Origin of the sequence: Paraburkholderia sp. A3BS-1L (assembly GCF_051125215.1) — a bacterium.
GTDB lineage: Bacteria > Pseudomonadota > Gammaproteobacteria > Burkholderiales > Burkholderiaceae > Paraburkholderia.
Window position 1 is genome coordinate 597398 of the sequence record NZ_CP120445.1, and the last position, 22089, is coordinate 619486.

Genomic DNA, 22089 nt, shown 5'->3' on the forward strand with positions numbered 1-22089 from the left:
CATGCCGGGATCACGAACTTCCATCGCGGCGCCATCTGGCGTCATCGCGGCGCACGCGCTTTTTTCGGTCACGCGCGCCGCACCGAGATTGAGGGGACGCCTCTTCATGACTCGACGCACTGTCCAGTGGCTGGGCAGCCTGATAGCCATTGCCGTCATCGCATGGGCGCTCGCCCGTGGGATCGGCGCTGAAACGTTCGCCAGGCACGCCGGCGATCTCGCCTGGTACGCGGGCCAGCACATACGGCTCGTGGGCTGTTCCATGGCACTCGCCATCATCGTCGGCGTGCCTGCGGGCGTGCTGCTCAGCCGGCCGCGCTTTCAGCGCCAGGCCGAGCGCTTCATGCAGGTCTTCAACATCGGCAACACAATTCCGTCGCTGGCCGTGCTCGCCATCGCACTCGGCGTTTTCGGCATCGGCGACCTGCCCGCCATCATCGCGCTGTTCCTCGCCTCGCTGCTGCCCATCACGCGCAACACCTATGAAGGCGTGAAGAACGTGCCCGCCGCGCTGCGCGAAGCCGCCAAGGGCATCGGCATGACCGGCTGGCAGTCGCTCACCCGCGTGGAGTTGCCCAAGGCGCTGCCCATCATCGTGGGCGGCGTGCGCACGGCGCTCGCGATCAATGTGGGCACTGCGCCGCTCGCCTATCTGATTGGCGCCGACAGCCTCGGCTCGCTGATCTTTCCCGGCATCTATCTCAACGATCAACCGTTGCTGTTGCTGGGCGCCTCGCTCACCGCGATACTCGCGCTCGTGCTGGACGGCGCCGTCGCGGCCGGAAGCCGCCGGTGGAAGGCGCGCCGCGGAGGTGCAGCATGAGCGCCCTGTTGGCAGGCTTTCCCATGTTTCGCAGTACGATTCGATCGATCGCGCGGCTGTTCGCCGTGGGCACGCTGTGCGTGGCGGCAAGTTCTTCGGCGTTCGCCGCCAAGCTGGTGCTGGGCGCGAAAAATTTCACCGAGCAGTACGTGCTCGCGGAAGTGACGGCGCAATATCTGCGCTCGCGTGGCTATGAGGTGGAAGTCCGCTCCGGGCTCGGCAGCACGCTCATGCGCAGCGCGCTGGAGAACGGCAAGTTCGATCTGGCGTGGGACTACACCGGCACGGCGGCGCTCGTCTACGACAAGCTCACGGAAAAGCTCACGCCCGAAGAAATGTACCAGCGCGTGAAAGCGCTTGACGTGCCGCGCGGGCTCGTCTGGCTCGACGCCTCGCCGCTCAACGACACCTACGCAATCGGGCTGCCGAGCCCGTTCATGCAGGCCACCGGCATCAAAGCGGTTTCACAGCTCGCCGACTATCTGAAGACCAGCCCCGACGCCAGCCACATCGTGTTCGGCATGGACGCGGAATTCGCGAACCGCCCAGACGGCCTGAAGCCGCTGCTCGAAACCTACGACATGCATTTCAAGCGCTCGCAACTGAAGCAGATGGACCCGGGGCTCGTCTACACGGCGCTGCACACCAACCAGCTGAAGATCGGCCTCGTCTACACGACCGATGGCCGCGTGAAGGGCTTCGGCATCGTGCCGCTCGACGACGACAAGCACTTCTTCCCGCCGTACAACGCCACGCCCGTGGTGCGCAAGGAGGCGCTCGAGCGCAATCCGAAACTCGAGGCGCAACTCAATGCGCTTTCGGCGGCGATCAATAACGATGTGATGCAGGACATGAACAAGGCGGTCGATCTCGACGGCAAGTCGCCGCGCGAAGTGGCCGACGCGTTCCTGCGCACGCACGCGCTGCCCTGAAGGAGATCTCATGAGCGTATTCGACTATCTCTCTTCCAGCTGGCCTGAGCTGCTGCAACTCACCTTGCAGCACATCTGGCTGGTGAGCGTCGCGGTGGGCTGCGCGATCGTTGCCGGTGTTCCACTAGGCATCGGACAACGAGCGGATATTGGGGTTCGATAACGCTCACCCGGTCGAAGAGGGCTCGGGCCCCGGCGCTCGCACCCGCATCGAGCACGACCATCGCCACGCCGGCGACCGCGTCAGGTTCTACGAGTATAGCGACGCAGGCACGCTGGTGACTGACTTCTGGAAGGAAGTCAACGCGTTTCTCGAGAAGGGAGGGAACGAAATGATTACCACCATGAAGACGTTGAAGGTCGGCATCATGCCGCTGAAGGAATTCCAGGCCAGGACGATCGCGATCGCGAGCGGCAAACTCAAACCGGCTCCGGACGAACCCAAAGTCTGGTTTCAGTCCGTCGAGAGCTTCTCGAAGATCCTCTCGGATGGCAACCGCATGCTGCTTAGGCTCATTGCGGAAACCGAACCGCAATCGCTGACTGAACTGGCTGCTGCAAGCGGTCGCGAGAAGTCGAACCTCTCGCGCACACTCAAGACGCTTGAGCAATACGACCTGATCCACTTCGAGCAGGGTCCCGGCCGGCAGATGGCGCCGCGGGCGAACTACTCGGGCGTGTCGCTGGAGATGTCCTTCCAGTAACGTTGAGCGACCAGTTCAGGGAATGCGGTTCGGAGTATGTTGCTCTGCTGCGCCCTGACATCGTCAACCTGGGGCACTCAGAATCGTGCCGGCATTCGAGGATGCGGAAAAGGTCGCCGTCCACCAATATCTGCGGGCGCTCACTGCGCAGGGCTACCTGACGGAACTGCCCGACCACAAATTCCGCGTGTTGCCGGAGCCGCTTCCCAACGGGCTCTCGACGTTGCGGTGGAATCCAGATACAAGGTTGAGCGTCAGCGGCCTGCGCGTCTGCGCGTCTGCGCGGAGCGTGTGCGGCTGGCGATTCCGGCCAACCAGGTCCAGCGGCTCCTGGAATATTTTGAAGATGGCCATCCCGCAGTCTCGGTGGCGACCTTCGTGCAGGACCTGATGCTTCGGCTTCATGCCCCCGAGCGCACCATTGTGGCGCTGCTGCGCGAGGCCGATCTGGTCGTCGGATAGGCGGGTACTGATCTATACGATAGATAGTTTGAAGCGGCGCGCGCGCGTGTGCCCGGTCGGTGCAAACAGAAACTGCGCCGCGAGACCGGTAGCGTTCACCGGACAAACAGACACGCCGGGGAAGCGATGGAGATGATTCACCGCGCGTTGGCCCGGAAAAAGCGACTATGGAAGGCGTGTTGGCGGGCTTGAGGTTCGCTGGAGGGCAGCGCTTCCCTACCCGTTCCGCAGTTGTCAATCAAATCAAATTGCGGACCGAATTGAAGCACAATCCGATACCAACCTCCCGATAATTTAGTATGGATTCCTATGCAAAAATTGATCAATAGAATTATGTTAAATACCGTGCCCACCAATGCTAGCGTGCGCCGACTATCACGCTGCGTGAAAAGCGTCGATCTGGCCTGTGGAAGAAAGGATGGACTACGGCGCCAACCCTGAAACCTGCTCCGTGGCACACTGAATTCCCGCGCGCAATCTCTACATGACGGCGCCTGAGTTGCCAAGCTGGGCCCGGATCGTGGCCAGCTTCACATAAAGCGTACTCCTCGAAATTCCCAGTGTTCGCGCAGCCATCGAAATATTTCCATGGGCATTCGCGATCGCACCGAGTATTGCCTGTCTCTCCATTTCGTCGAGGCGACCGAATGAAGCAGGAATTGACGTGGAAGTTGATATGGGAAGTGAACTCCTGGTCTGCGCAATGGACGCGGGCAACAAAGATATATCGATAACGTTGCCTTCGCTGAGCGCGAACATCACTTCGAAGGCATTCTGCAATTCGCGAATGTTGCCCGGCCAACGATAGCTCAGAAGCGCCTGGTACACAGCCGGTTCAAGCCGCTTGGGCGCACAGCCATATTTGCGTGCGAGCTTGCCGTTCAGATGCTCGATGATTGCCTCGATGTCGCCAGGCCGGTCGCGCAGCGGCGGCAGTTGCAGGCTGACCGCGCAGAGGCGGTGGTACAAGTCTTCGCGGAAGCGCCCGGTGGCGATCTCATTTTGCAAATCACGGTTAGTGGCGGCGATGACGCGCACTGAAACACGCCGCTCGCGGGTATCACCAAGACGGACCACGATGCCATCCTGCAGCACCCGCAACAGGTGGGGCTGCATGTCGAGCGGCATCTCGCCGATTTCATCCAGGAACAGTGTGCCGCCATCTGCCTGCTCGAACTTGCCTGGAAGGCCACCACGACGCGCACCGGTAAAAGCGCCCTCGGTATAGCCAAAGAGTTCGCTGGCCAGGAGCTCACGGGTCAAGGCACCGCAATTGACGGCGACAAACGGGCCCTGGACGCAGTTACCCGCTCGATGCAACGCCCGGGCGAAGAGTTCCTTCCCGGCTCCGGTCTCGCCCAGGAGCAGAATTGGCAGGTCGAGAGGGGCAATGCGGCGAGCGCGTGCCTTGGTCGCCGCCAGAACCTCGCTTGCACCAACGATTTCGCCGAAAGGATCGTTTCCCGCCAGTGTCATCGTGGCCGCGGGCAGCGGCGATATGGTGGTTCGATTCCTTTGCGCACCGAGCGGAATCACGAGCATCGTACCGAGCGTAGCGTCATGGTCCTTCACTAAGTGCAGCCATTCTGGGCGCAACCATTCAGCGCGTTGGCCGCATCGCTCAGCGTCGGACAGTGCGAGGTTGAGTCCTGGCACCTGGCTGCCAGTTTGCAGAAGCGGCAACCGCACGTCGTGCATCTCTCTCGCCGCCTGCGCATTTCCGGAAGTGCGGACAATGCGTCCGCGGCTGTCGACGAGCACAACGTAGTCGCTGGCGTAGCGGATGAAATGATCGATGGCGCTGGCCAGCAGGCGCTCGTGGAGCTCCACGTCGAGGCGAGCCAGCTCTCCTTCGATCTGCCGTGCAGCGGTCAGCACCAATCCCAGGGTGTGGCCGTGAAACGTCTCCTTGACGCCGGAGACATCCACCACGCCTAGCAGGGTGCGAGTAAAGGGGTCAAGAATAGGTGCAGCAGCGCAGGTCCAGCGTTTGACGTCCAGGCAAAAATGCTCACTGGCATGGATCTGGACCGGAGCACCGGTGGCGATTGCGGTGCCAATTGCATTGGTGCCGATGACGTCTTCATTCCAGCACCCCCCGGTGGCGAGATTGACCTTCTCGCCGACGCCGCGGGCCTTGGTCTCACCATTGAGTTGGAGAATGGTGCCGCCCGGGTCGCAGAGCATGATGAGGGTGCCGCATTCCCTCAGGATATCGCGCAGACTATCGAGTGCCGGACGCGCAGCACCGCAGAGATCTCTGTTCTGCCATTGCAACTGACGGAAACGCTCGGCGGCGGCCCCAGGTGCAGAGTGCCTGGCAGGATCAACGGCCTCGGAACGGCACCGCTGCCACGAAGCCAGGACGACGCCGCGCACCCCCTGTCCCGCCAGGGGCTGATGCTGCAGAAAACGCTCCCAGGCCGAGGCCACGACAGGATCGTCGCTGCTGCGGGGAATCAGGACGCCGGATTGGGAGAACGGCATGGGACGGTCACACTCCATTGGTTGCAGCAACCGTAGCCCCTCGTCCTGGCAAAGTCAATAAACCCCTCAAATCAATAACTTGTGCTCTGCAGCAAGCGTAAGAATGCGTCCGGAATCCGGACACTTCTGTGTTGGACGTCCGGATTCCGAACAGCGATAGCAGCATTCAGGGCGTTGAATTCGCGAACGTCTTCCAGCGATACCGGATAGACCGAGAGTTCCCCGGGTCCGGGGCATCGCGACATCAGCGCTGTCCAACCGACGGAAGTGAGCATAACGCTTCCCCGCTGGCGACGATCGCTCCTGTTCCGAGTTGCAACTCGGGCCCGAAGCTCCCCCCCGCCGATCGCTGGTGGCGATGGCACACCGTATGCCTTGGTCTTGTGCGAGAGTCAGCGCACTGCGGTGAAGACCATGAAAGATTCAACGAGAACGAGGCGCCCGGTTGTCAAGACCGATGCCGGCGCGGATCTGACAATCGGCACCCACCTGGTCACCGGCCGATTTGGTTACACGCATCACGGTCTCTATGCGGGGGCCGGGAAGGTGGTGCATTACGCGGGGCTCTCGCGCTCACTGCGTCGCGGCCCAGTGCAGGAGGTCTCGCTCGCAACGTTCGCACATGGGCACCCGGTCTGGATCAGGCAAAGCCCCGACGCCAGATTCGCCGGCATGGAAGCCAGCCGCCGGGCCTACTCGCGTCTTGGCGAGAATCGTTATCGGCTGATCTCCAATAACTGCGAGCACTTCTGCACGTGGTGTGTATATGGCGAGAGTCGCAGTGACCAGATCGATGCCTTAAAATTTTGGACAACTAATCTCCTGGCAACTGTAGTAAATGCCGTCAGGCAGCTCGCCGTCACCAATCGGGCCACCTGTCCGTGACGCGTCCGGATCCCGGACACCGCTGCACACGCGTCAGGAATCCGGACAGCGTCGGCAGCCCCCATGTATCGGCGATTGGCAAGGGGAACGCACGCAACGTATTGATTTCATTATCCGATCAAGCACGGCCCGAGGTGTTGGCCACCGCTGGCACGCCCCCTGCAATGGATGGGACGTGGGGATCTCCCACTACGACTACATCAATGATAGGAGGCACTATGCAACCTCAGTCCACCATCCAGGTGATGGGCATCGATGCCGGCGGCACGATGACCGACACCTTCTTTGTTCGCTCGGATGGCCGTTTCGTGGTCGGTAAGGCGCAAAGCAATCCGAGTGACGAATCCCTTGCCATCTACAATTCTTCCGAAGATGCCCTCGCCCACTGGGACCGGACCGTGGACGACGTCTATCCCGAACTGGTGACCTGCGTCTATTCCGGTACGGCCATGCTCAACCGGATCCTCATGCGCAAGGGCCTTGCGGTTGGCCTCATCTGCAACCGCGGCTTCGAGCAGATCCATTCGATGGGCCGCGCGTTGCAGAGCTACCTGGGCTACGCGCTGGAAGACCGCATCCATCTGAACACCCATCGCTACGACGAGCCCCTGGTGCCGGTCTCGCGCACGCGTGGCGTCACCGAGCGCACCGATGTGCAAGGCAAGGTGGTGATCCCCCTGCGTGAAGACGAAGTCCGCCATGCCACCCGGGAGCTGGTTGAGGCTGGCTCGCAAGCCATCGTCATTTGCCTGCTGCAATCCCACAAGAATGAATCCAGCGAACAGCGCGCCCGCGACATCGTGCGCGAAGAGCTAAAGAAGCTGAAGGCAGATGTCCCCGTCTTCGCCTCGGTGGACTACTACCCGTCGCGCAAGGAAAGCCACCGGATGAACACCACCATCCTGGAGGCCTATGGCGCGGAACCTTCGCGCCAGACGTTGAAGAAAGTCAGCGACCGCTTCAGCAAGCACGGGGCGAAGTTCGATCTGCGCGTGATGGCCACGCACGGCGGCACCATCAGCTGGAAGGCCAAGGAGCTCGCGCGCACGATCGTTTCCGGCCCGATCGGCGGCGTGATCGGCTCCAGGCTGCTCGGCGAGGCCCTGGGCGACGAGAACATTGCCTGCTCCGATATCGGCGGCACCAGCTTCGACGTGGCGTTGATCACCAAGGGCAACTTCGCCATCAAATCGGACCCGGACATGGCCCGCCTGGTGCTCTCCCTGCCTCTGGTGGCGATGGATTCGGTCGGCGCGGGCGCCGGCAGCTTCGTGCGCCTCGACCCCTACAGCAAGTCCATTAAGCTCGGCCCCGATAGTGCCGGCTACCGTGTGGGCACCTGCTGGCCCGAAAGCGGCCTCGACACGGTCACCGTATCGGACTGCCACGTCGTGCTGGGCTACCTGAATCCGCACAACTTCCTCGGTGGCGCCATCAAGCTCGATGTGAGCCGCGCTCGCCAGCACATCAAGGACCAGATCGCGGATCCGCTGGGCCTGTCTGTGGAAGATGCTGCCGCAGGCGTCATCGAACTGCTGGACCTTACCTTGTCCGAGTACCTGCGCGCCAACATCAGCGCCAAGGGTTACAACCCGGCGGAATTCACCTGCTTCTCCTATGGCGGAGCCGGCCCTGTTCACACCTACGGCTATACCGAGGGCGTTGGGTTCAAGGACGTGGTCGTGCCCGCCTGGGCAGCCGGCTTCTCGGCGTTCGGCTGCGCCTGCGCCGACTTCGAGTATCGCTACGACAAGTCGGTGGATCTCGGCGTCGCGCAATTCGCGCCGGACACTGACAAGGCAGCGGCCTGCCAGACCCTGCAGGAAGCCTGGTCGGAACTGGCGGTCAAGGTCGTCGAGGAATTCGAGAACAACGGCTTCAAGGCAAAGGACGTCATTCTGATTCCGGGCTACAAGATGCAGTACATGGGTCAGCTCAACGACCTCGAGATCGTCTCACCGGTCGCCACGGCCGCCACGGCCGCCGACTGGGACGCGATTGTCGAGGCCTTCGAGACCACCTATGGCCGCGTCTACGCGAGTTCCGCCCGCTCGCCGGAACTGGGCTTCTCGATCACCGGCGCGATCCTGCGTGGCATGGTCACCACCCAGAAACCGGTGCTGCCGGAGGATCCCGATGCCGGACCGACGCCGCCCCAGCAAGCGTATCAGGGTACACGCCCCTTCTATCGCCACAAGAAGTGGGTAGACGCCGCGCTCTGGAAGATGGAATCGCTCAAGGCCGGCAACCACATCGTGGGCCCCGCCATCATCGAATCCGATGCCACCACCTTCGTGGTTCCGGAAGGCTTCGAAACCACGATCGACAAGCACCGCCTGTTCCATCTCAAGCAAGTGAATTAAGGAGACACGTCATGAACATCATGAGCAACAAGGAAGTGGGCCTCGGTAACCTGCTGAAGAGCGGAGAGACCCTCAAGGAGTGCCGCGACGCGATCATCGAGCGCACGCAGGCTTCCGGCCACTACAACGGCCTCACCAAGCTGGAGTTCCGGGACCGCGACCCGATCGGCTATGAAAAGCTGTTCTCCAAGCTGCGCGGTGGCCTGGTGCATGCCCGCGAAACCGCAAAGAAGATCGCCGCCAGTCCCATCGTCGAGCAGGAAGGTGAACTCTGCTTTACGCTCTACAACGCCGTGGGTGACTGCGTGCTGACCTCGACCGGCATCATCATCCACGTCGGCACCATGGGCGCAGCGATCAAGTACATGATCGAGAATAACTGGGAAGCCAACCCCGGCATCAACCCCGGGGACATGTTCACCAACAACGACTGCTCCATCGGCAACGTCCACCCCTGCGACATCGCCACCATCGTGCCGATCTTCTGGGACGGCAAGCTGATCGGCTGGGTCGGCGGCGTCACGCACGTCATCGACACCGGCTCGGTGACGCCGGGCTCCATGTCCACGGGCCAGGCCCAGCGCTTCGGCGACGGCTACATGATCACCTGCCGCAAGACCGGCGCCAACGACACGCCCTTCCGCGACTGGCTCCATGAGTCCCAGCGTTCGGTTCGCACACCAAAGTACTGGATTCTCGACGAGCGCACCCGCATCGCCGGCTGCCACATGATCCGCGACCTCGTCGAAGAGGTCATCCGTGCCGATGGCATCGAAGCCTACGACAAGTTCACCTATGAGGTCATCGAAGAAGGCCGCAGAGGGCTGCAGAGCCGTATCAAGGCCATGACCCTGCCCGGCAAGTACCGCAAGGTCTCCTTCGTCGACGTACCGTACAAGCACGAGGATGTGCAGGTCTCCAATGCCTTCGCCAAGCTCGACTCCATCATGCATTCGCCGGTGGAGATGACCATCAAGGCAGATGGCAAGTGGCGCCTCGACTTCGAGGGCGCGAGCCGCTGGGGCTGGCACACCTTCAATGCCCACCAGGTGGCATTTACTTCCGGGATCTGGGTGATGATGTGCCAGACCCTGGTGCCGACCCAGCGCATCAACGACGGCGCCTACTTCGCCACCGAGTTCCGCCTCCCAAAGGGCACGTGGTGCAATCCGGATGATCGTCGCACCGGCCACGCCTACGCCTGGCACTTCCTCGTCTCGGGCTGGGCGGCCCTGTGGCGCGGCCTCTCCCAGTCCTACTTCAGCCGCGGCTATCTGGAGGAAGTCAATGCCGGCAACGCCAACACCTCCAACTGGCTTCAAGGCGGGGGCATCAACCAGGAGGGCGAGATCCACGCGGTCAACAGCTTCGAGGCCAGTTCCTGCGGCACCGGCGCCTGCGCCGTCAAAGATGGCCTCAACCACGCCGCGGCCATCTGGAACCCCGAAGGCGACATGGGCGACATCGAGATCTGGGAGATGGCCGAACCGCTGCTCTACCTCGGCCGCAACGTCAAGGCCAACTCCGGCGGCTACGGCAAGTACCGCGGCGGCTGCGGCTTCGAGACGCTGCGCATGGTGTGGAACGCGCAGGACTGGACCATGTTCTTCATGGGCAATGGCTTCATGAACAGCGACTGGGGCATGATGGGGGGCTATCCCTCCGCCACAGGCTATCGCTTCGAGGCACACAAGACGGGCCTCGAGCAGCGCATCGCCATCGGCGACTCGTTACCTCTCGGCGGCGACATCGACCCAACGAACCCCGACTTCGAGCGCCACATCGACGCCACCGCCGAAGTCAAGCGCGACAAGCAGTGCATCACGACCGAGGACTGCTATTCGAATCATGACCTCTACCTGAACTACCTGCGGGGCGGCCCCGGTTTTGGCGACCCGCTTGACCGTGACCCGAAGGCCATCGAAGCGGACCTCAACCAGAAGTTCCTGCTGCCGGAATACGCGCAGAAGGTCTATGGCGCCGTCTTCACCCAGGATAGCAAGGGCGTGTTCACAGTGGATGTCGCCGGGACCGAAAGCCGCCGCGCCGAGGTCCGCAAGGAGCGCCTGGCCCGGGCCCTGCCGACGCGCGAATGGATGAAGGAAGAGCGCGAACGCATACTCAACAAGCACGCGTCCGTCCAGGTGCAGCACATGTTCGCCACCAGCTTCGCCCTGTCGGAGAAGTTCACGCGGGAGTTCAAGCAGTTCTGGAGCCTGCCCGCGGACTGGCAGTTGCTCGAGGAAGAACTGGGCGTGCCGTCCTACGGCGCGAAGCACCGCATGGATCTCTCCCTGTTGCCCGACGTCACCACCGTCGTCCAGGTCGAAGAGTAATCACCCCATAGAGGAGTAGAGAAATGTCAGCCTACACCAATGAACAGGTCGCGCACCTCGTCGAAGGCTCCCTGGACTGGGAAACCACGTTCCGCATGCTCTCGATGCCGAAGGACGAGAGCCGGTTCGAGCAGTATCTGGCAGCCTTGCAGGCCAAGGTCACGTTCGCCGACCGCATCGTGCTCCCGCTTGGCCCTCACCTCCATATCGTGCAATCGGCCAGGAGCAAGAAGTGGTTGGTCAAGTGCGACTGCGGCCACGAGTTCTGCGACTACCGCGAGAACTGGAAGGTGCATGCCGCGATCTACGTGCGCGACACGGAAGAGGCGATGACCGAGGTCTATCCGAAGCTGATGGCCCCGGACACGCAGTGGCAGGTCTATCGCGAGTACTACTGCCCGGCGTGCGGCACCATGCATGATGTCGAGGCGCCCACCCCGTGGTATCCGGTGATCCACGACTTCGAGCCAGACATCGAGGCTTTCTATAAGGAATGGGTGCAGCTACCGGTGCCGGAACGAGCTGCGGATTGACCGGCGGCTGAAGCAGAGGGGGCAGGTAACGCATGCCCCCTCCGTAACATGTGCTTCTCTGCACCGAGACAGAAATGAATGCAGCCAGAACGTCACTGAGAATGCAGATCCATAAGCGGTTCGGATGCGCTGTGCGAGAACGATCCATATCACGCGCACGAGCCTCGCGAACGGCGGGCGCGTCCGCTGCGTCACTGTCCGGGCCATACGGCCCGGTAACTTGCTTGTGGTCGCTGTCTTTCGGCACGAGGACGGATTGTGGCAAGTCTATTCGCCCCGATCCGAGCATCAGTGCATGACCGGCTATCGGCGAGCTGCCTGAGCCACGTAACGCGTTCATTCAACTGAACGTTGCGCGCCCCTCATTTGACTGAACGCTTCGAGCAGGTTGTCCTTGTGGATCTTTTCACAGAGCGCACTCCTGACGATGCCGAGCTGGCTAGCGCGCCCCATCTGCTGCGCTCTCCTGAGAAACATTAAAAAGCCGAGGGTTTTCAGGCTCGTGGGGTCGGGGTGATCTCGAAGCCCAGTGCGGAGGCACGGCGCCTGAGCGCGGCGATGCTGCGTTCGCGCTGCTGGTCTTCGTAGCGCTGCTGCCCCTGGTCGACGAAGGCCTCGCCGCGTGTGAGCATGAAGTACACCATTCGGGCGAGCTTGTGGGCGACCGCCGTATTCGCGCGCGGCTTGTCCATGCGCGCGCAGAGGCGCCGGTAGAACGCACCGAGCGCCGAATCGTTGCGTGACAGGCCCATGACCGCAAGCTTCAGCGCCTGCCGTACCCGGTTAGTGGAGCGTCGAGTGCGCGCGCTCAATACCTTGCCGCCGCTGATCTTCGTGCCTGGACACAGCCCCAGCCACGAGCAGAAGTGCTTGACGCTGGCAAAGCGGCTCAGGTCGGGGCCGATCTCCGAGAGGATCGTCATCACGGTGGTGACCGACAGGCCGTTGATGCGGGTCAGGTCCACCCCCGCCCAACGCGCCAGTGCGGCGCGCGCATCAAAGTGCGGCGCATTCTTGCCGCTGCGCTTGCCCGGACCGTCGAGCGTGAGGTCGTGACGTCCGAGGGGTATCAACAGCGCCTCGATCTTCGCGTCGCATTCGAGAATGCGCTGCGCGAGGCTGTCGAACATCGCCAGCGCCTGGCCGAGCACGAACACGTGTTCGTCGCGCCAGTTGCCCGTCAGCGCCCGCTCGATCTCGGCCGCACTGGCCCTGACGCGGCCGTGACGGTGTCTGGCCAGTACCTTCGGGTCGCGCTCGCCAGCGACGATTGCGCGCACGATCGCCTGTCCGGTTACACCCATCACGTCGCTGAGCACCTCGGCAAGCTGCAGGTTCATCTGCACGAGCGCCTTCTGCATGCGCTGCACCCAACTGCCCTGCTCGGTGAGCAACACCTCGCGCTGGCGTGCCACCGCGCGCACCACGCAGACGTCCGCGCCAGGGCGCCAGGCCGCGCGTAGCAGCCCCAGGCTCATGAGCTTTTGCAGCCATTGACAGTCCATGATGTCGCTCTTGCGACCTGGCACGTACTTCATCTGCCGCGCGTCAACGAGCCACACCGTCAGCCCGCGCTGCTCGAGCACTTCGTACACCGGGTCGGGTAGCAGCAGCGCATTGCTGCGCCGCCGCCCCCTGAGAACGGAACGTGCGAGTTTCCCCGCATTCCGCTCAAGCCTTTCAAAGCCCCGTCACCGGAGCCGGTTTCACCACCGGAAATCGGCGAACACGCGCGATCCTGTGACAGTCCCGGTGCAGCATCACCAGATTGCGGCTTGCGTCCGTGCCGCCGTCGGTCACTCGTTCCAGGTGGAAGAGGCGCCACCCACTGGACTTTGTGATCATCTGGCCGCACACGGGGCACGCGCGCTCCTGATGCAGCCACAACCGGATCAGTCGCATTCGGCCTTTCAGCGAGTTCATCATTGCGAGACCTGACCGCTCCTCGAAATAGCTTTCCCACTGCGGATCGAATGGATTGGCGGCACCCTTGATCTTGCGATGCCGCCGGATCGGCGTGCTGGTGATGTCGTGTAGCGCCAGAAGTTCAGGCTTTCCTGTGCTGAGCGTTCTGCCTGTTTCCGCTCCAAAGATCCAATGCCGTGCACCGACAGACCGGAAATACTTCTGCCGTACCCAGCGTGCGCCTTTGTTCCGGTGCCGACGTCGCGCCCAGCGCCACAGACATTGCCAGATCGCACAATTGGCCCTGTTGAAGATGCGTTTCGACACAACATGTCGATAGTAGTTGGCCCATCCACGAATCAACGGATTGAGCTTCCCGATCAACACGTCCTGCCGTACCGTGGCATTGCCCTTCACGATTTCCCGCAGCCTGCGCAGAAAGCGCTGAACGCTCGTTTTCGCCGGCTTAATCAGCAGCTTGCCGTCATATTTGCGAACGGTCATGCCGAGGAAATCGAACCCCTCGTCGATATGCGTGATCCGGGTCTTCTCTGACGACAGCGCTAAGCCCCTGTGCGCCAGAAACTGCTCGACCAGCGGCCGAACTTCCCCGGCCAGTACTTCCCGTGTTGCGCCGGTGATGATGAAGTCGTCGGCATACCGGACGAAGTGGACTTTCAACGGACTTTTGCTGCCCTTGTAGAATTTCTCAACAAGCACCTGCTCCAGTCCGTCGAGCGTCATGTTCATCAACGTGGGGGACACGATACCGCCCTGCGGGGTACCCGCCTCCGTTGAGTGAAGGATACGGTTATGAAGGTAGCCAGCCTTCAACCATCTTCGAAGTATCGCCTTGTCCGTGGGGATGTTGGCGACCAGCCAGTCGTGCGAGATTTCGTCAAAGCAGCTGCGGATGTCGGCCTCCAGAATCCACTGCGCGCTATCAGAGCGTACAAGAACTTTGAAACATTGTTCAATAGCGTCAGCCGTGGACCGGGCAGTCCTGAACCCGTATGAGTTTGGGTCCGCCCTGGTTTCTGCGATGGGATCCAGAGCCAGCAGATACAGCGCTTGCCATGCCCTGTCGACCATACACGGAATTCCAAGAGGTCTCATCTTTTTCCCATCGGCCTTGGGGATGTATATCCGCCTCAGCGGACGCGGCCGGTAGCCGCGCCGTTTGAGTGACAGCACTGCCTTGAGCTTCGCTCCCGGCGTGGACCATGTGACACCATCCACGCCCGGAGTCTTCTTGCCACGATTCCCAGTCACCCGTTTGACGGCGAGAGCCTTGCCGCTGAACGAGTGGGTCAGCAACCATTGCAGGGCTTTCACCCTGCCGTGCCTGCCAGCCTGTTCGGCCTTCACTATGCGTGTCTGCAGCCTTCGGACCTCGCGATGGCACCGGGCCCAGTCAATGCTGTGCCAGTGCTTCGCGCGATCGGAGGACGCACCAGTGCCTTGCCGCTGCACCGTCATCTGCCTCTCCTCCTTTAAAGGTTGATCAAACTCTCTAGTAATGAAAGACCATGCGGAAGTCTGCCCGCTTTCGCGTGGGATGATGCTGCCTTGCGACGCAATCCCTATCCGCCCGATTACAGGGCGGCCTTCGCTTTTTCCGCACTCCCATGCCCGCACCGCCTACAGCTTTCCTTGCGGTCAGCCTGCCCGAATGGGCAGCGATACGGGTTTTCCGTGTTCCACCAGATTCGCACGGATGGTTTAGATCCTGCCTCTTCACCGGTAGTGTTCCTGTCCGTGCCGCCCCATGGATCAGAGGCGGGCCCACTACGTTCCCATTTTGGGCAAGGCCTTTCAGTGTCTTTGGCCTTTTCAGTCTTGACGATGTTTACCAGCAGTTCAGATATCTTGACCATGCCATCCAGTCTAGGGCTCCCTCCGCATTGACACTCACAGAGGCACATCAGTCTCACGACTTCAGCGTAGCTTGCGCCGGGGCTCCATTGTCTCGGTGGCTTCACACCTTGCCGTTACCAGCAACGCATGCACCGATAGACTACGGGCGACGGAACGCCCGGTTTCCTACCGCCAACTTCAGCGATGAAACAACGAATCTGGCGACTTTCACGTCGCACTATCCAGTACACGCCCGTCGATTCCAGTGCCACCGTATCAACCTTGCACGCGAGCAGCCAGTCGGCCAGCGCGTGCAGGTCATCGGTCATCGCGCCGAATTCGCGCACAGGCTCTTCAGCTGCCGACCGGGGTACTGCCACCCAGTGGCTCGAGGCCCCCACATCGATGCCGGCGGCATTGGGAAATACTTCGGGATTGTCTTCGTGCTTGCGCATCGCCATGGCCGGCTCCACACTGGTTAGTGAGCGACAGCGCCATGGGATGCGTCGCAATTGACTCGATCTCCTGAACGGGATGCAGCTTGCGCTGCTCACCACTGTCGCCGACGAATCCCGGACCATGCTTATAAGCGGGCTCGCCTCGCGGCGTGAGGGCCGCAGACGCGCACCGTTGGTGGGCCGGTCATCGCGGCGCTGCCGTTCACCTGTATACACCCCACCCCTGTTTCTCCGCAAACGCCGGACCTGGCACGGGTTTGGACTGCTTATAATGTGTTATGTCCTGCTTGACGTACAGAACGCGGCGTGCCACGGGCGCCTCGCCTGAATTCAATGTTTCAGGTCGTGACATCGTGAGATCCAATCGCCGCGTCCGTCACTCTCAACGCGAACTTTGCCACTCCATCCTCTTATTTAGGATAACAAATATAACGACAAAAACGTCGACAATATAGAATTATGTCAAGTCATGACGACGAGCGCGCATATCTCCCGCGCGACAAAACGGTTTGCACACCGACCGGATCGAGACCGCCGACGATGCGCATACCTCCAAATCAAAACACGGTGAACGCCAGATGGTTGTGAACCCGACTGCTCATTTCTGCGCTGACCGGCTCCGCCCTTTGGCGACAGGTACTTGAGTGGCCTCCGGTGCCGACGCCGAAACCACGTTCCGTTTGAAAATTCGCGAACTGAGCGTGGCTGCCCCCATGTCCGAAGCGGCCTCGAGCAGGTACGGCGCGAGTTCCTTGAGCCGTTCTTCCGGCAAGCGGCTGCTCGGTCCCGCGAGACTCACGATACCCACAACTTCCTGAGTCACCGGATTGCGCACTGGCGCCGCAATTGACGTCATGCCCGCCTCGTAGGTCTCGATGGCCATGCCATAACCACGCTGCCGCGCACCGTTCAGATCTTTGAGAAATTGCTGGATTGTCTTTGGCGCGCGCGGCACGTTCTGTGCCTTCGGCCCGAGTCCACCCTGCTTCGACACCAGTTCGATCGCGCGCTCGTCCGGCAGCGTGGCGAGCCACGCCTGGCCGCTCGCCGTACAGTGCAACGGCGGGTTGCTGCCCATGTCGGGGTCGTAGCGCAAGCCCGACTTCGCGCCCTGCGCCTTGCCGACGAATGTGATGTGATCGTCCTCGACCACGCCCAGCCGCGCGAGCTCACCCGAAGCCTCGGCCAGCCGATCGAGAACCGGCTGCGAGATGTCGAACACGCCGCTCGTCGACAGGTAGATCAACGCCAGCGAGACGAGCTTCATGGCCAGCATGTACTCGCCATGCTCCTCGTCCTGACGCACGAAGCCCTCGTCGATCAGCATCGATAAAAGGCGGTGCGTGCCGCTGCGCGGGATATCCAGCGTGTCCGCGATGGTGGCCAGCTGCATGCGGCCACCGTTCTTCGCCAACAGTTCGAGGACGCCAAGTGCACGCTCAAGATTCCCTGCCATATCGCTTTCTCATCAGTGTCGTGATAGACAAATGAGAACACAATTCCACACTGGAATTCAAGCTGATTCGTATGTGTGTGTGCTCAATCAATGCCCTGCGCTCACGCTCACCGCCGTAAACTCGCCGCGGTGACGCGCGCCCTTGAGCAGCACCGCCATGCCTCCCACTGCCGCAGGCGCCGCCAGTACCGTGAAGACCGCGCCGAAGCTCCAGTTCGCATGCAGCATGGCGGCGCCCACCATCGCGCCCGCAATACCACCAAAGCGGCCCACGCCGAGCATCCAGCTCGTGCCGGTCGCGCGCATTTCGGTGGGATACGACCCGGCCGCGAGCGCGCAGAAACCGGTGTTCGAACCGTTCATGCAGTAGCCCATGCCGAACGCGAGCACGCAGATGATACTGAACGGGTGGGCCGACGCGCCCATATACCAGGCGAGCACGCCGCCCGCAAGCACGGTCGCGCCGAGCGCGCGATGCGGATTGAAACGGTCCATCTGCCAGCCGATCAAGACCGAACCCACCGTGCCGCCCGCCTGGAAAAGCGCACCCACGACGGCCGCTTCGGCAAGCGAGAAGCCGAGACCCCGAATCAGCGTGGGCAGCCAGTTGCCCAGCAGGTAAACCGTGAGCAGCCCCGCGAAATAGCAGATCCACAGCATCACCGTGCCAAACGCGTGCTCGCGCGAGAGAATCGCCCGCACTGGGCTGCGAGGCGCCCGCGCCGGTTCATGCGAGACGAAACGCGTCTGACCGTCGGCCGAACCGGGCTTCAAGCGGTTGAGCACGCTCACGAGGCGTTCGCGCCGGCTTTCCTTGAGCGCGAGATAACGCGCCGACTCGGGCAGCCATTTGATCAGCACGGGCACGTACACGACCGGCAGCACGCCGCCGAGCAGTAGCACCGACTGCCAGCCCCACTGCGCAATCAGCCATGCGCTCACGAAACCGCCGCCCGCGGCACCGAACGTGAAGCCGCAAAACACCGCCGTCACCATCAGCGCGCGGCGACGCGGCGGCGCGTATTCGGCCATGAGCGTCGCCGCATTCGGCATCGAGGCGCCGAGACCGATGCCCGTGAGAAAGCGCAGCGCCGTGAGCGACGGCACGTTCACGGCGAACGCGGAAGCGAAGCTCCACACGCCGAAGAACAGCACCGCCACCGTCATCACCGTCTTCCGCCCGAAGCGGTCCGACATGGGGCCGGCGGCCAGCGCGCCGAACGCAAGGCCGAGCAGGCCGCCGCTCATCACCGGCCCGAGCGCGTCGCGCGGAATCGCCCAGGCGCTGGAGAGCGACGGCGCGATGAAGCCGATCATGACCGTGTCGAGGCCGTCGAGCATCACAATCATCATGCACAGCAGGAGCACGAGCGCCTGAAAGCGCCCGACCGGCTGGTCGTCGAGAAACTGCTGGACGTCTAGCGCGGCCGCATTCTTGCCTGCGAATTGACGTTGACTGGCCGGTTGGGCCGCTTCTGAAAAAGCCATGTTTGTCTCCGTGTCATGTTCTTTTTGTTGTCGATTTCATATGCAAGCCTGATTGGCGCTTCTGCTGGCCACCTCGCCAGGCTGCTCGATGTTTGGGACGAACTACATGCGCTCAGGCTGTCACATTGGCCTTTTCGAGCACCGCGAGCGTCGCCTCGCGCAAACGCCTCGCGCGGTCAACGGCGCGCGTCGTCTTTGCCCATTGCTCGGTCGGCACTTCGACGCTGAGCGGCAGGTGGTCGGGCAATGCGCGCAGGATGCCGACCAGGTCGAGGCCGCCCTCGCCCGGAATCATCCGTTCGCAGCGCGCCTGGAACAGCAACGTGTCGAGGTCGGCGGGGCGCTCGGCTGGCGCGTCGCAGAACTGCACGTAGCCGAAGTATTCGCGCGGTAGCGCACGCAACGCGTCGAGCGACGAGCATGCGCGGTCGAAGTGGATCGGGTCGATGATGAGACCGGTGTTGGTCCGCCCGCTCGCCTTCACGACGCGCTCGCCCGCCGTGATGTCCTTCACGTCGGTCCACGGCATCGGCTCCAGCGAGGGCCTGAGGCCGAGCGGCGCCGCGATGTCGCAAAGCTGGCCCAGCCGGTCGACGGTGCGCGCTGCGTCCGGGTCGTTCCCCGCCACGAGCACATAGCGCGCGCCCAGATCGGCAGCCGTTTCCAGCATCGGCTTGTAGCTGTTCACGTCGGTATCGGGCTTCAGGCGCAGGATTTCGACGTCGAGCACGCGCATGCCCGTGTCCTTCAGAACCGCAAGTGTCTCGCGCTTGAGCGGCGTATCGCCGACGATCTCGTGACGCACTTCGTGGTCGGTCGCGGGCAGCAGGCGCAGACCCACGTAGTCGTAGCCCGCATCGGCCGCGCACTGCACCATCTGCGGCGGGCTTAGTTCGAGCACGGTCAGCGCCGAAAGCGACAGCGCGCGCGGTTGAGGCTGGGTCATGGTGTCCTCCTGGTTATCGCAGCGGCGAAAACGGCGCCGGCACGCAGATGGTCGATTCCATCGTCGTGAGGTGCGCGGGTCCACCCTTTGGCGGCCACACGCCGTCTTTCACCGCTTCCGCGCGAACGCGCGAGCGCTCGTCCACGCTCGCGTACGGCCAGATGTTGAGAAAGCGCGGCACGTCGCCGTCGAGTGAATACATCGCGCCCACGAGCGGCGAGCGCTTCGTGCGCTCGGGTACCGCCTGCTCCCACACGTTGATCGTGTGCTGCAGGCTGCCAAGCTTCGTACCATACACGCGCATCTCGTAGATGCCGCCATGCACGGCAGGCTCGATAGGCGGCAGGAACGGGAAGAGCGCGTAGCTTTCCGTCTTCACATCGTCGACGAACTCGCCCACGCCGAACGGATTGCCCTCCAGCAGCATGCTCTTGCGCTCGCCCACGAGCGCCGCCTCCGACTCGAAGCCGCGCAGCACGAGCACCTTGCCGAGCGCGCCGATATCCGAGTACCAGCAGCCTAGCAGCTTGCCGCCCTGCGGATTGCCGCTTGCCTTGATGCCTTCGAAAACCTGCGCGTTCGCGCCGATTTTCACGGTGAGCGTCACTACGTCATACAGTGTCATTGCATTGTCCTTGAGGGTAAATGGTGTTCGGACCGGAATCCGCTGCGCGCGCAACGATCTGCTGCGGTTCGGCAAGCGAGAGTCCGGCGAGATAACCGAAGGTCATCGCCGGGCCGAGCGTGATGCCGCCACTCGGATAGCAGCCGCCCATCATGCTGGCGCTGTCGTTGCCCACAGCGTAGAGGCCATCGATCACGCGGCCGCCCCGGTCGAGCGCGCGCGCGCATGCATCCGTGGCAAGGCCCGCAAACGTGCCGAGGCTGCCGGGCAGCAGTTTCACCGCGTAGTACGGGCCGTTTTCGATTGGCGCGAGACACGGGTTCGGCTCGTGACCGGCATCCCCCTGCACACGGTTGTACGGCGTCGAGCCTTTGTGAAACTGCGGATCGACGCCCTGCTTCGCATACTGGTTGTAGGTCGCGACCGTTGCTGCGAGCGCGTTCGCGTCGATGCCGCATTGCGCCGCCAGCGCCGCGAGCGTCGCGCCGCGTTTCAGGTAACCCGCGCGCCGATACGGCCCGGTCGGAAACGGAAACGGCTTCGAGAAGCCCAGGCCGTAGCGGCGCTGAAAACGGTGGTCGCACACGAGCCACGCGCAGACTTCTTCGCCGGCTGGCGTGGTGTCGAGCAGCGCACCGATGAAGTCGTGATACGACGACGCCTCGTTCACGAAGCGCTTGCCCGCGCGCGAGACTGCGATCACACCGGGCTTCGCGCGCTCGATCAGGTGAGGGAATGCAACGTCCTTCACGCCGTCGTGCTCAGGCACCATTGACACCGGCGCCCACGCGGCGGGCGCCTCCAGCGCGCCGTCGAAATACGCGCCGATCGACTCGCCGAGGCGAATGCCGTCGCCCGTATTGCTGCGCGGCGCGGCCGACCAGTGCTCGCGGCCAGAAGGCGTATAGCCGAAGGTCTGCGCGCGGCGCGCCACATCGTGCGGATAGCCGCCGCACGCGAGCACGACACCGCGTGCGGCGCGCACCTGGTGCACCACGCCATCGATCTCGACGCGCGCGCCCGTCACGCGCGATGCATCGCGCAAGAGTCCGACCGCCTTTGCGCGCGTACGCAGGTCCACGCCGCGATCCGCTGCCGACTTCAACAGCCGCGCGACCAGCGCGTTGCCATTCACGAGATGCATCGAGCGCCCGTAACGCAGCTTCTGCCAGCCGAATGCCGCGAGGCGGCGGCTCGCATAGAACGCCGAGCGCAGCGAGCGCGTAGCACGATAAAAGTGCACAAGATCCTGCCCGGAGCCGAGCGCCATGCCCTTGATCGTCGTGACCGAGAGCGGCGTGCGCAGTTTGCCGATCAACGGGCCCAGCTCGCGGCCGTCGAACGGCATCGCGCACACGGAGCGGCCGCCCGTGCCCGCGCCCGGCGTGGTATGAAAATCGGGAATGCGATTGCCGTCGATGAAGCGCACGGCCGTATGGCGCTCGAAAAACTCGACCATTTCCGGCCCGCGCTCGAGCAGCGCATCGACCTTGGCGACATCGTATTGCTCGCCCAGTTCGCTCTTCAGATAAGTGCGCGGCGTCTCGATGTCCTCGCGTATGCCCGCACGCGTCGCTAGCGGGGTGCGCGGAATCCACATCCACCCGCCCGACCACGCGGTCGTGCCGCCGAACACGTCTTCCTTTTCCGCGACGATCACGCGCAAACCCTGCGCCGCCGACGTCACCGCCGCCGAGAGTCCACCCGCGCCGGAACCCAGCACCAGCACGTCGCAATCGAGTATCGGTTCACGCTTCATGTTCGGTATCGCCTTTGCTCCTGTGTCTCCAGAGGCAGTGTCCATTTGCTCTTGTAGAATTAGTTTTCGT

Annotated in this window: 15 protein-coding genes and 3 pseudogenes; 9 read left to right on the plus strand and 9 right to left on the minus strand. The window is 62.8% G+C overall.

The window, feature by feature from the left end:
* The first annotated feature begins 106 nt into the window (after positions 1-106).
* From P5W99_RS33435 to P5W99_RS33455, 5 genes and pseudogenes are all read left to right on the plus strand, one after another.
* Entirely contained in the window at positions 107-823 is a 717-nt protein-coding gene (locus tag P5W99_RS33435) for an ABC transporter permease (protein ID WP_434665552.1), read from the plus strand.
* A complete protein-coding gene (locus tag P5W99_RS33440) occupies positions 820-1755 on the plus strand; it encodes a glycine betaine ABC transporter substrate-binding protein (RefSeq protein WP_434665555.1) in 936 nt (311 codons plus the stop codon). Before P5W99_RS33435 ends, P5W99_RS33440 begins: the two co-directional genes overlap by 4 nt.
* A gap of 10 nt (positions 1756-1765) precedes the next feature.
* Positions 1766-1888 (plus strand): annotated as a pseudogene (locus tag P5W99_RS33445) (choline ABC transporter permease); the annotation flags it as partial.
* Between the two features lie 16 nt (positions 1889-1904).
* Complete coding sequence (locus P5W99_RS33450) at positions 1905-2459, plus strand: MarR family transcriptional regulator (RefSeq protein ID WP_421028132.1); 555 nt, start codon at positions 1905-1907, stop codon at positions 2457-2459.
* Positions 2460-2687: 228 nt separating this feature from the next.
* Positions 2688-2921, plus strand: a complete 234-nt coding sequence (locus tag P5W99_RS33455) for a hypothetical protein (RefSeq protein WP_434665558.1) — start codon at positions 2688-2690, stop codon at positions 2919-2921.
* 480 nt (positions 2922-3401) lie between these two features.
* Here the strand turns inward: P5W99_RS33455 and P5W99_RS33460 are convergent, their stop codons facing one another.
* Positions 3402-5408, minus strand: coding sequence for a sigma-54-dependent Fis family transcriptional regulator (locus P5W99_RS33460; RefSeq protein WP_434665561.1), 2007 nt, complete (start codon positions 5406-5408; stop codon positions 3402-3404).
* 414 nt (positions 5409-5822) lie between these two features.
* Between P5W99_RS33460 and P5W99_RS33465 the strand changes: the two genes are divergently transcribed.
* The 4 genes from P5W99_RS33465 (at position 5823) to P5W99_RS33480 (ending at position 11525) form a co-directional block, all read left to right on the plus strand.
* Positions 5823-6293, plus strand: a complete 471-nt coding sequence (locus tag P5W99_RS33465; protein WP_434665564.1) for a lecithin retinol acyltransferase family protein — start codon at positions 5823-5825, stop codon at positions 6291-6293.
* Positions 6294-6511: 218 nt separating this feature from the next.
* Positions 6512-8656 carry a hydantoinase/oxoprolinase family protein gene (locus P5W99_RS33470; protein ID WP_434665566.1) on the plus strand — a complete coding sequence of 715 codons (2145 nt, stop codon included), beginning with the start codon at positions 6512-6514 and terminating at the stop codon, positions 8654-8656.
* Between the two features lie 11 nt (positions 8657-8667).
* Positions 8668-10992: a hydantoinase B/oxoprolinase family protein gene (locus tag P5W99_RS33475; RefSeq protein ID WP_434665569.1), complete on the plus strand. Its 2325-nt coding sequence runs from the start codon at positions 8668-8670 to the stop codon at positions 10990-10992.
* Positions 10993-11015: 23 nt separating this feature from the next.
* On the plus strand, positions 11016-11525 hold the full coding sequence (locus P5W99_RS33480) for an acetone carboxylase subunit gamma (protein ID WP_434665572.1): 510 nt from the start codon (positions 11016-11018) through the stop codon (positions 11523-11525).
* A 494-nt stretch (positions 11526-12019) separates the two neighbouring features.
* On the opposite strand, the pseudogene P5W99_RS33485 reads toward P5W99_RS33480, so the two are convergent.
* The 8 genes and pseudogenes from P5W99_RS33485 to P5W99_RS33520 all read right to left on the minus strand — a co-directional run.
* Positions 12020-13123, minus strand: a pseudogene (locus P5W99_RS33485) (IS110 family transposase); the annotation flags it as partial.
* Positions 13124-13205: 82 nt separating this feature from the next.
* On the minus strand, positions 13206-14909 hold the full coding sequence (gene ltrA, locus P5W99_RS33490; protein WP_421073582.1) for a group II intron reverse transcriptase/maturase: 1704 nt from the start codon (positions 14907-14909) through the stop codon (positions 13206-13208).
* Between the two features lie 584 nt (positions 14910-15493).
* Positions 15494-15748 (minus strand): annotated as a pseudogene (locus tag P5W99_RS33495) (hypothetical protein); the annotation flags it as partial.
* Positions 15749-16343: 595 nt separating this feature from the next.
* Positions 16344-17201, minus strand: coding sequence for an IclR family transcriptional regulator (locus P5W99_RS33500; protein ID WP_421028134.1), 858 nt, complete (start codon positions 17199-17201; stop codon positions 16344-16346).
* Between the two features lie 87 nt (positions 17202-17288).
* Positions 17289-18689 (minus strand): MFS transporter, encoded by a 1401-nt coding sequence (locus P5W99_RS33505; protein ID WP_421028135.1) that lies wholly within the window; start codon positions 18687-18689, stop codon positions 17289-17291.
* A gap of 112 nt (positions 18690-18801) precedes the next feature.
* The gene (locus tag P5W99_RS33510) at positions 18802-19635 is read right to left on the minus strand and encodes a sugar phosphate isomerase/epimerase family protein (protein WP_434665576.1); all 834 of its coding nucleotides are present in this window, start codon (positions 19633-19635) and stop codon (positions 18802-18804) included.
* Positions 19636-19648: 13 nt separating this feature from the next.
* Positions 19649-20260: an NIPSNAP family protein gene (locus P5W99_RS33515; protein ID WP_434665578.1), complete on the minus strand. Its 612-nt coding sequence runs from the start codon at positions 20258-20260 to the stop codon at positions 19649-19651.
* Entirely contained in the window at positions 20247-22019 is a 1773-nt protein-coding gene (locus P5W99_RS33520) for an FAD-dependent oxidoreductase (protein WP_421028138.1), read from the minus strand. Before P5W99_RS33520 ends, P5W99_RS33515 begins: the two co-directional genes overlap by 14 nt.
* Positions 22020-22089 lie beyond the last annotated feature (70 nt).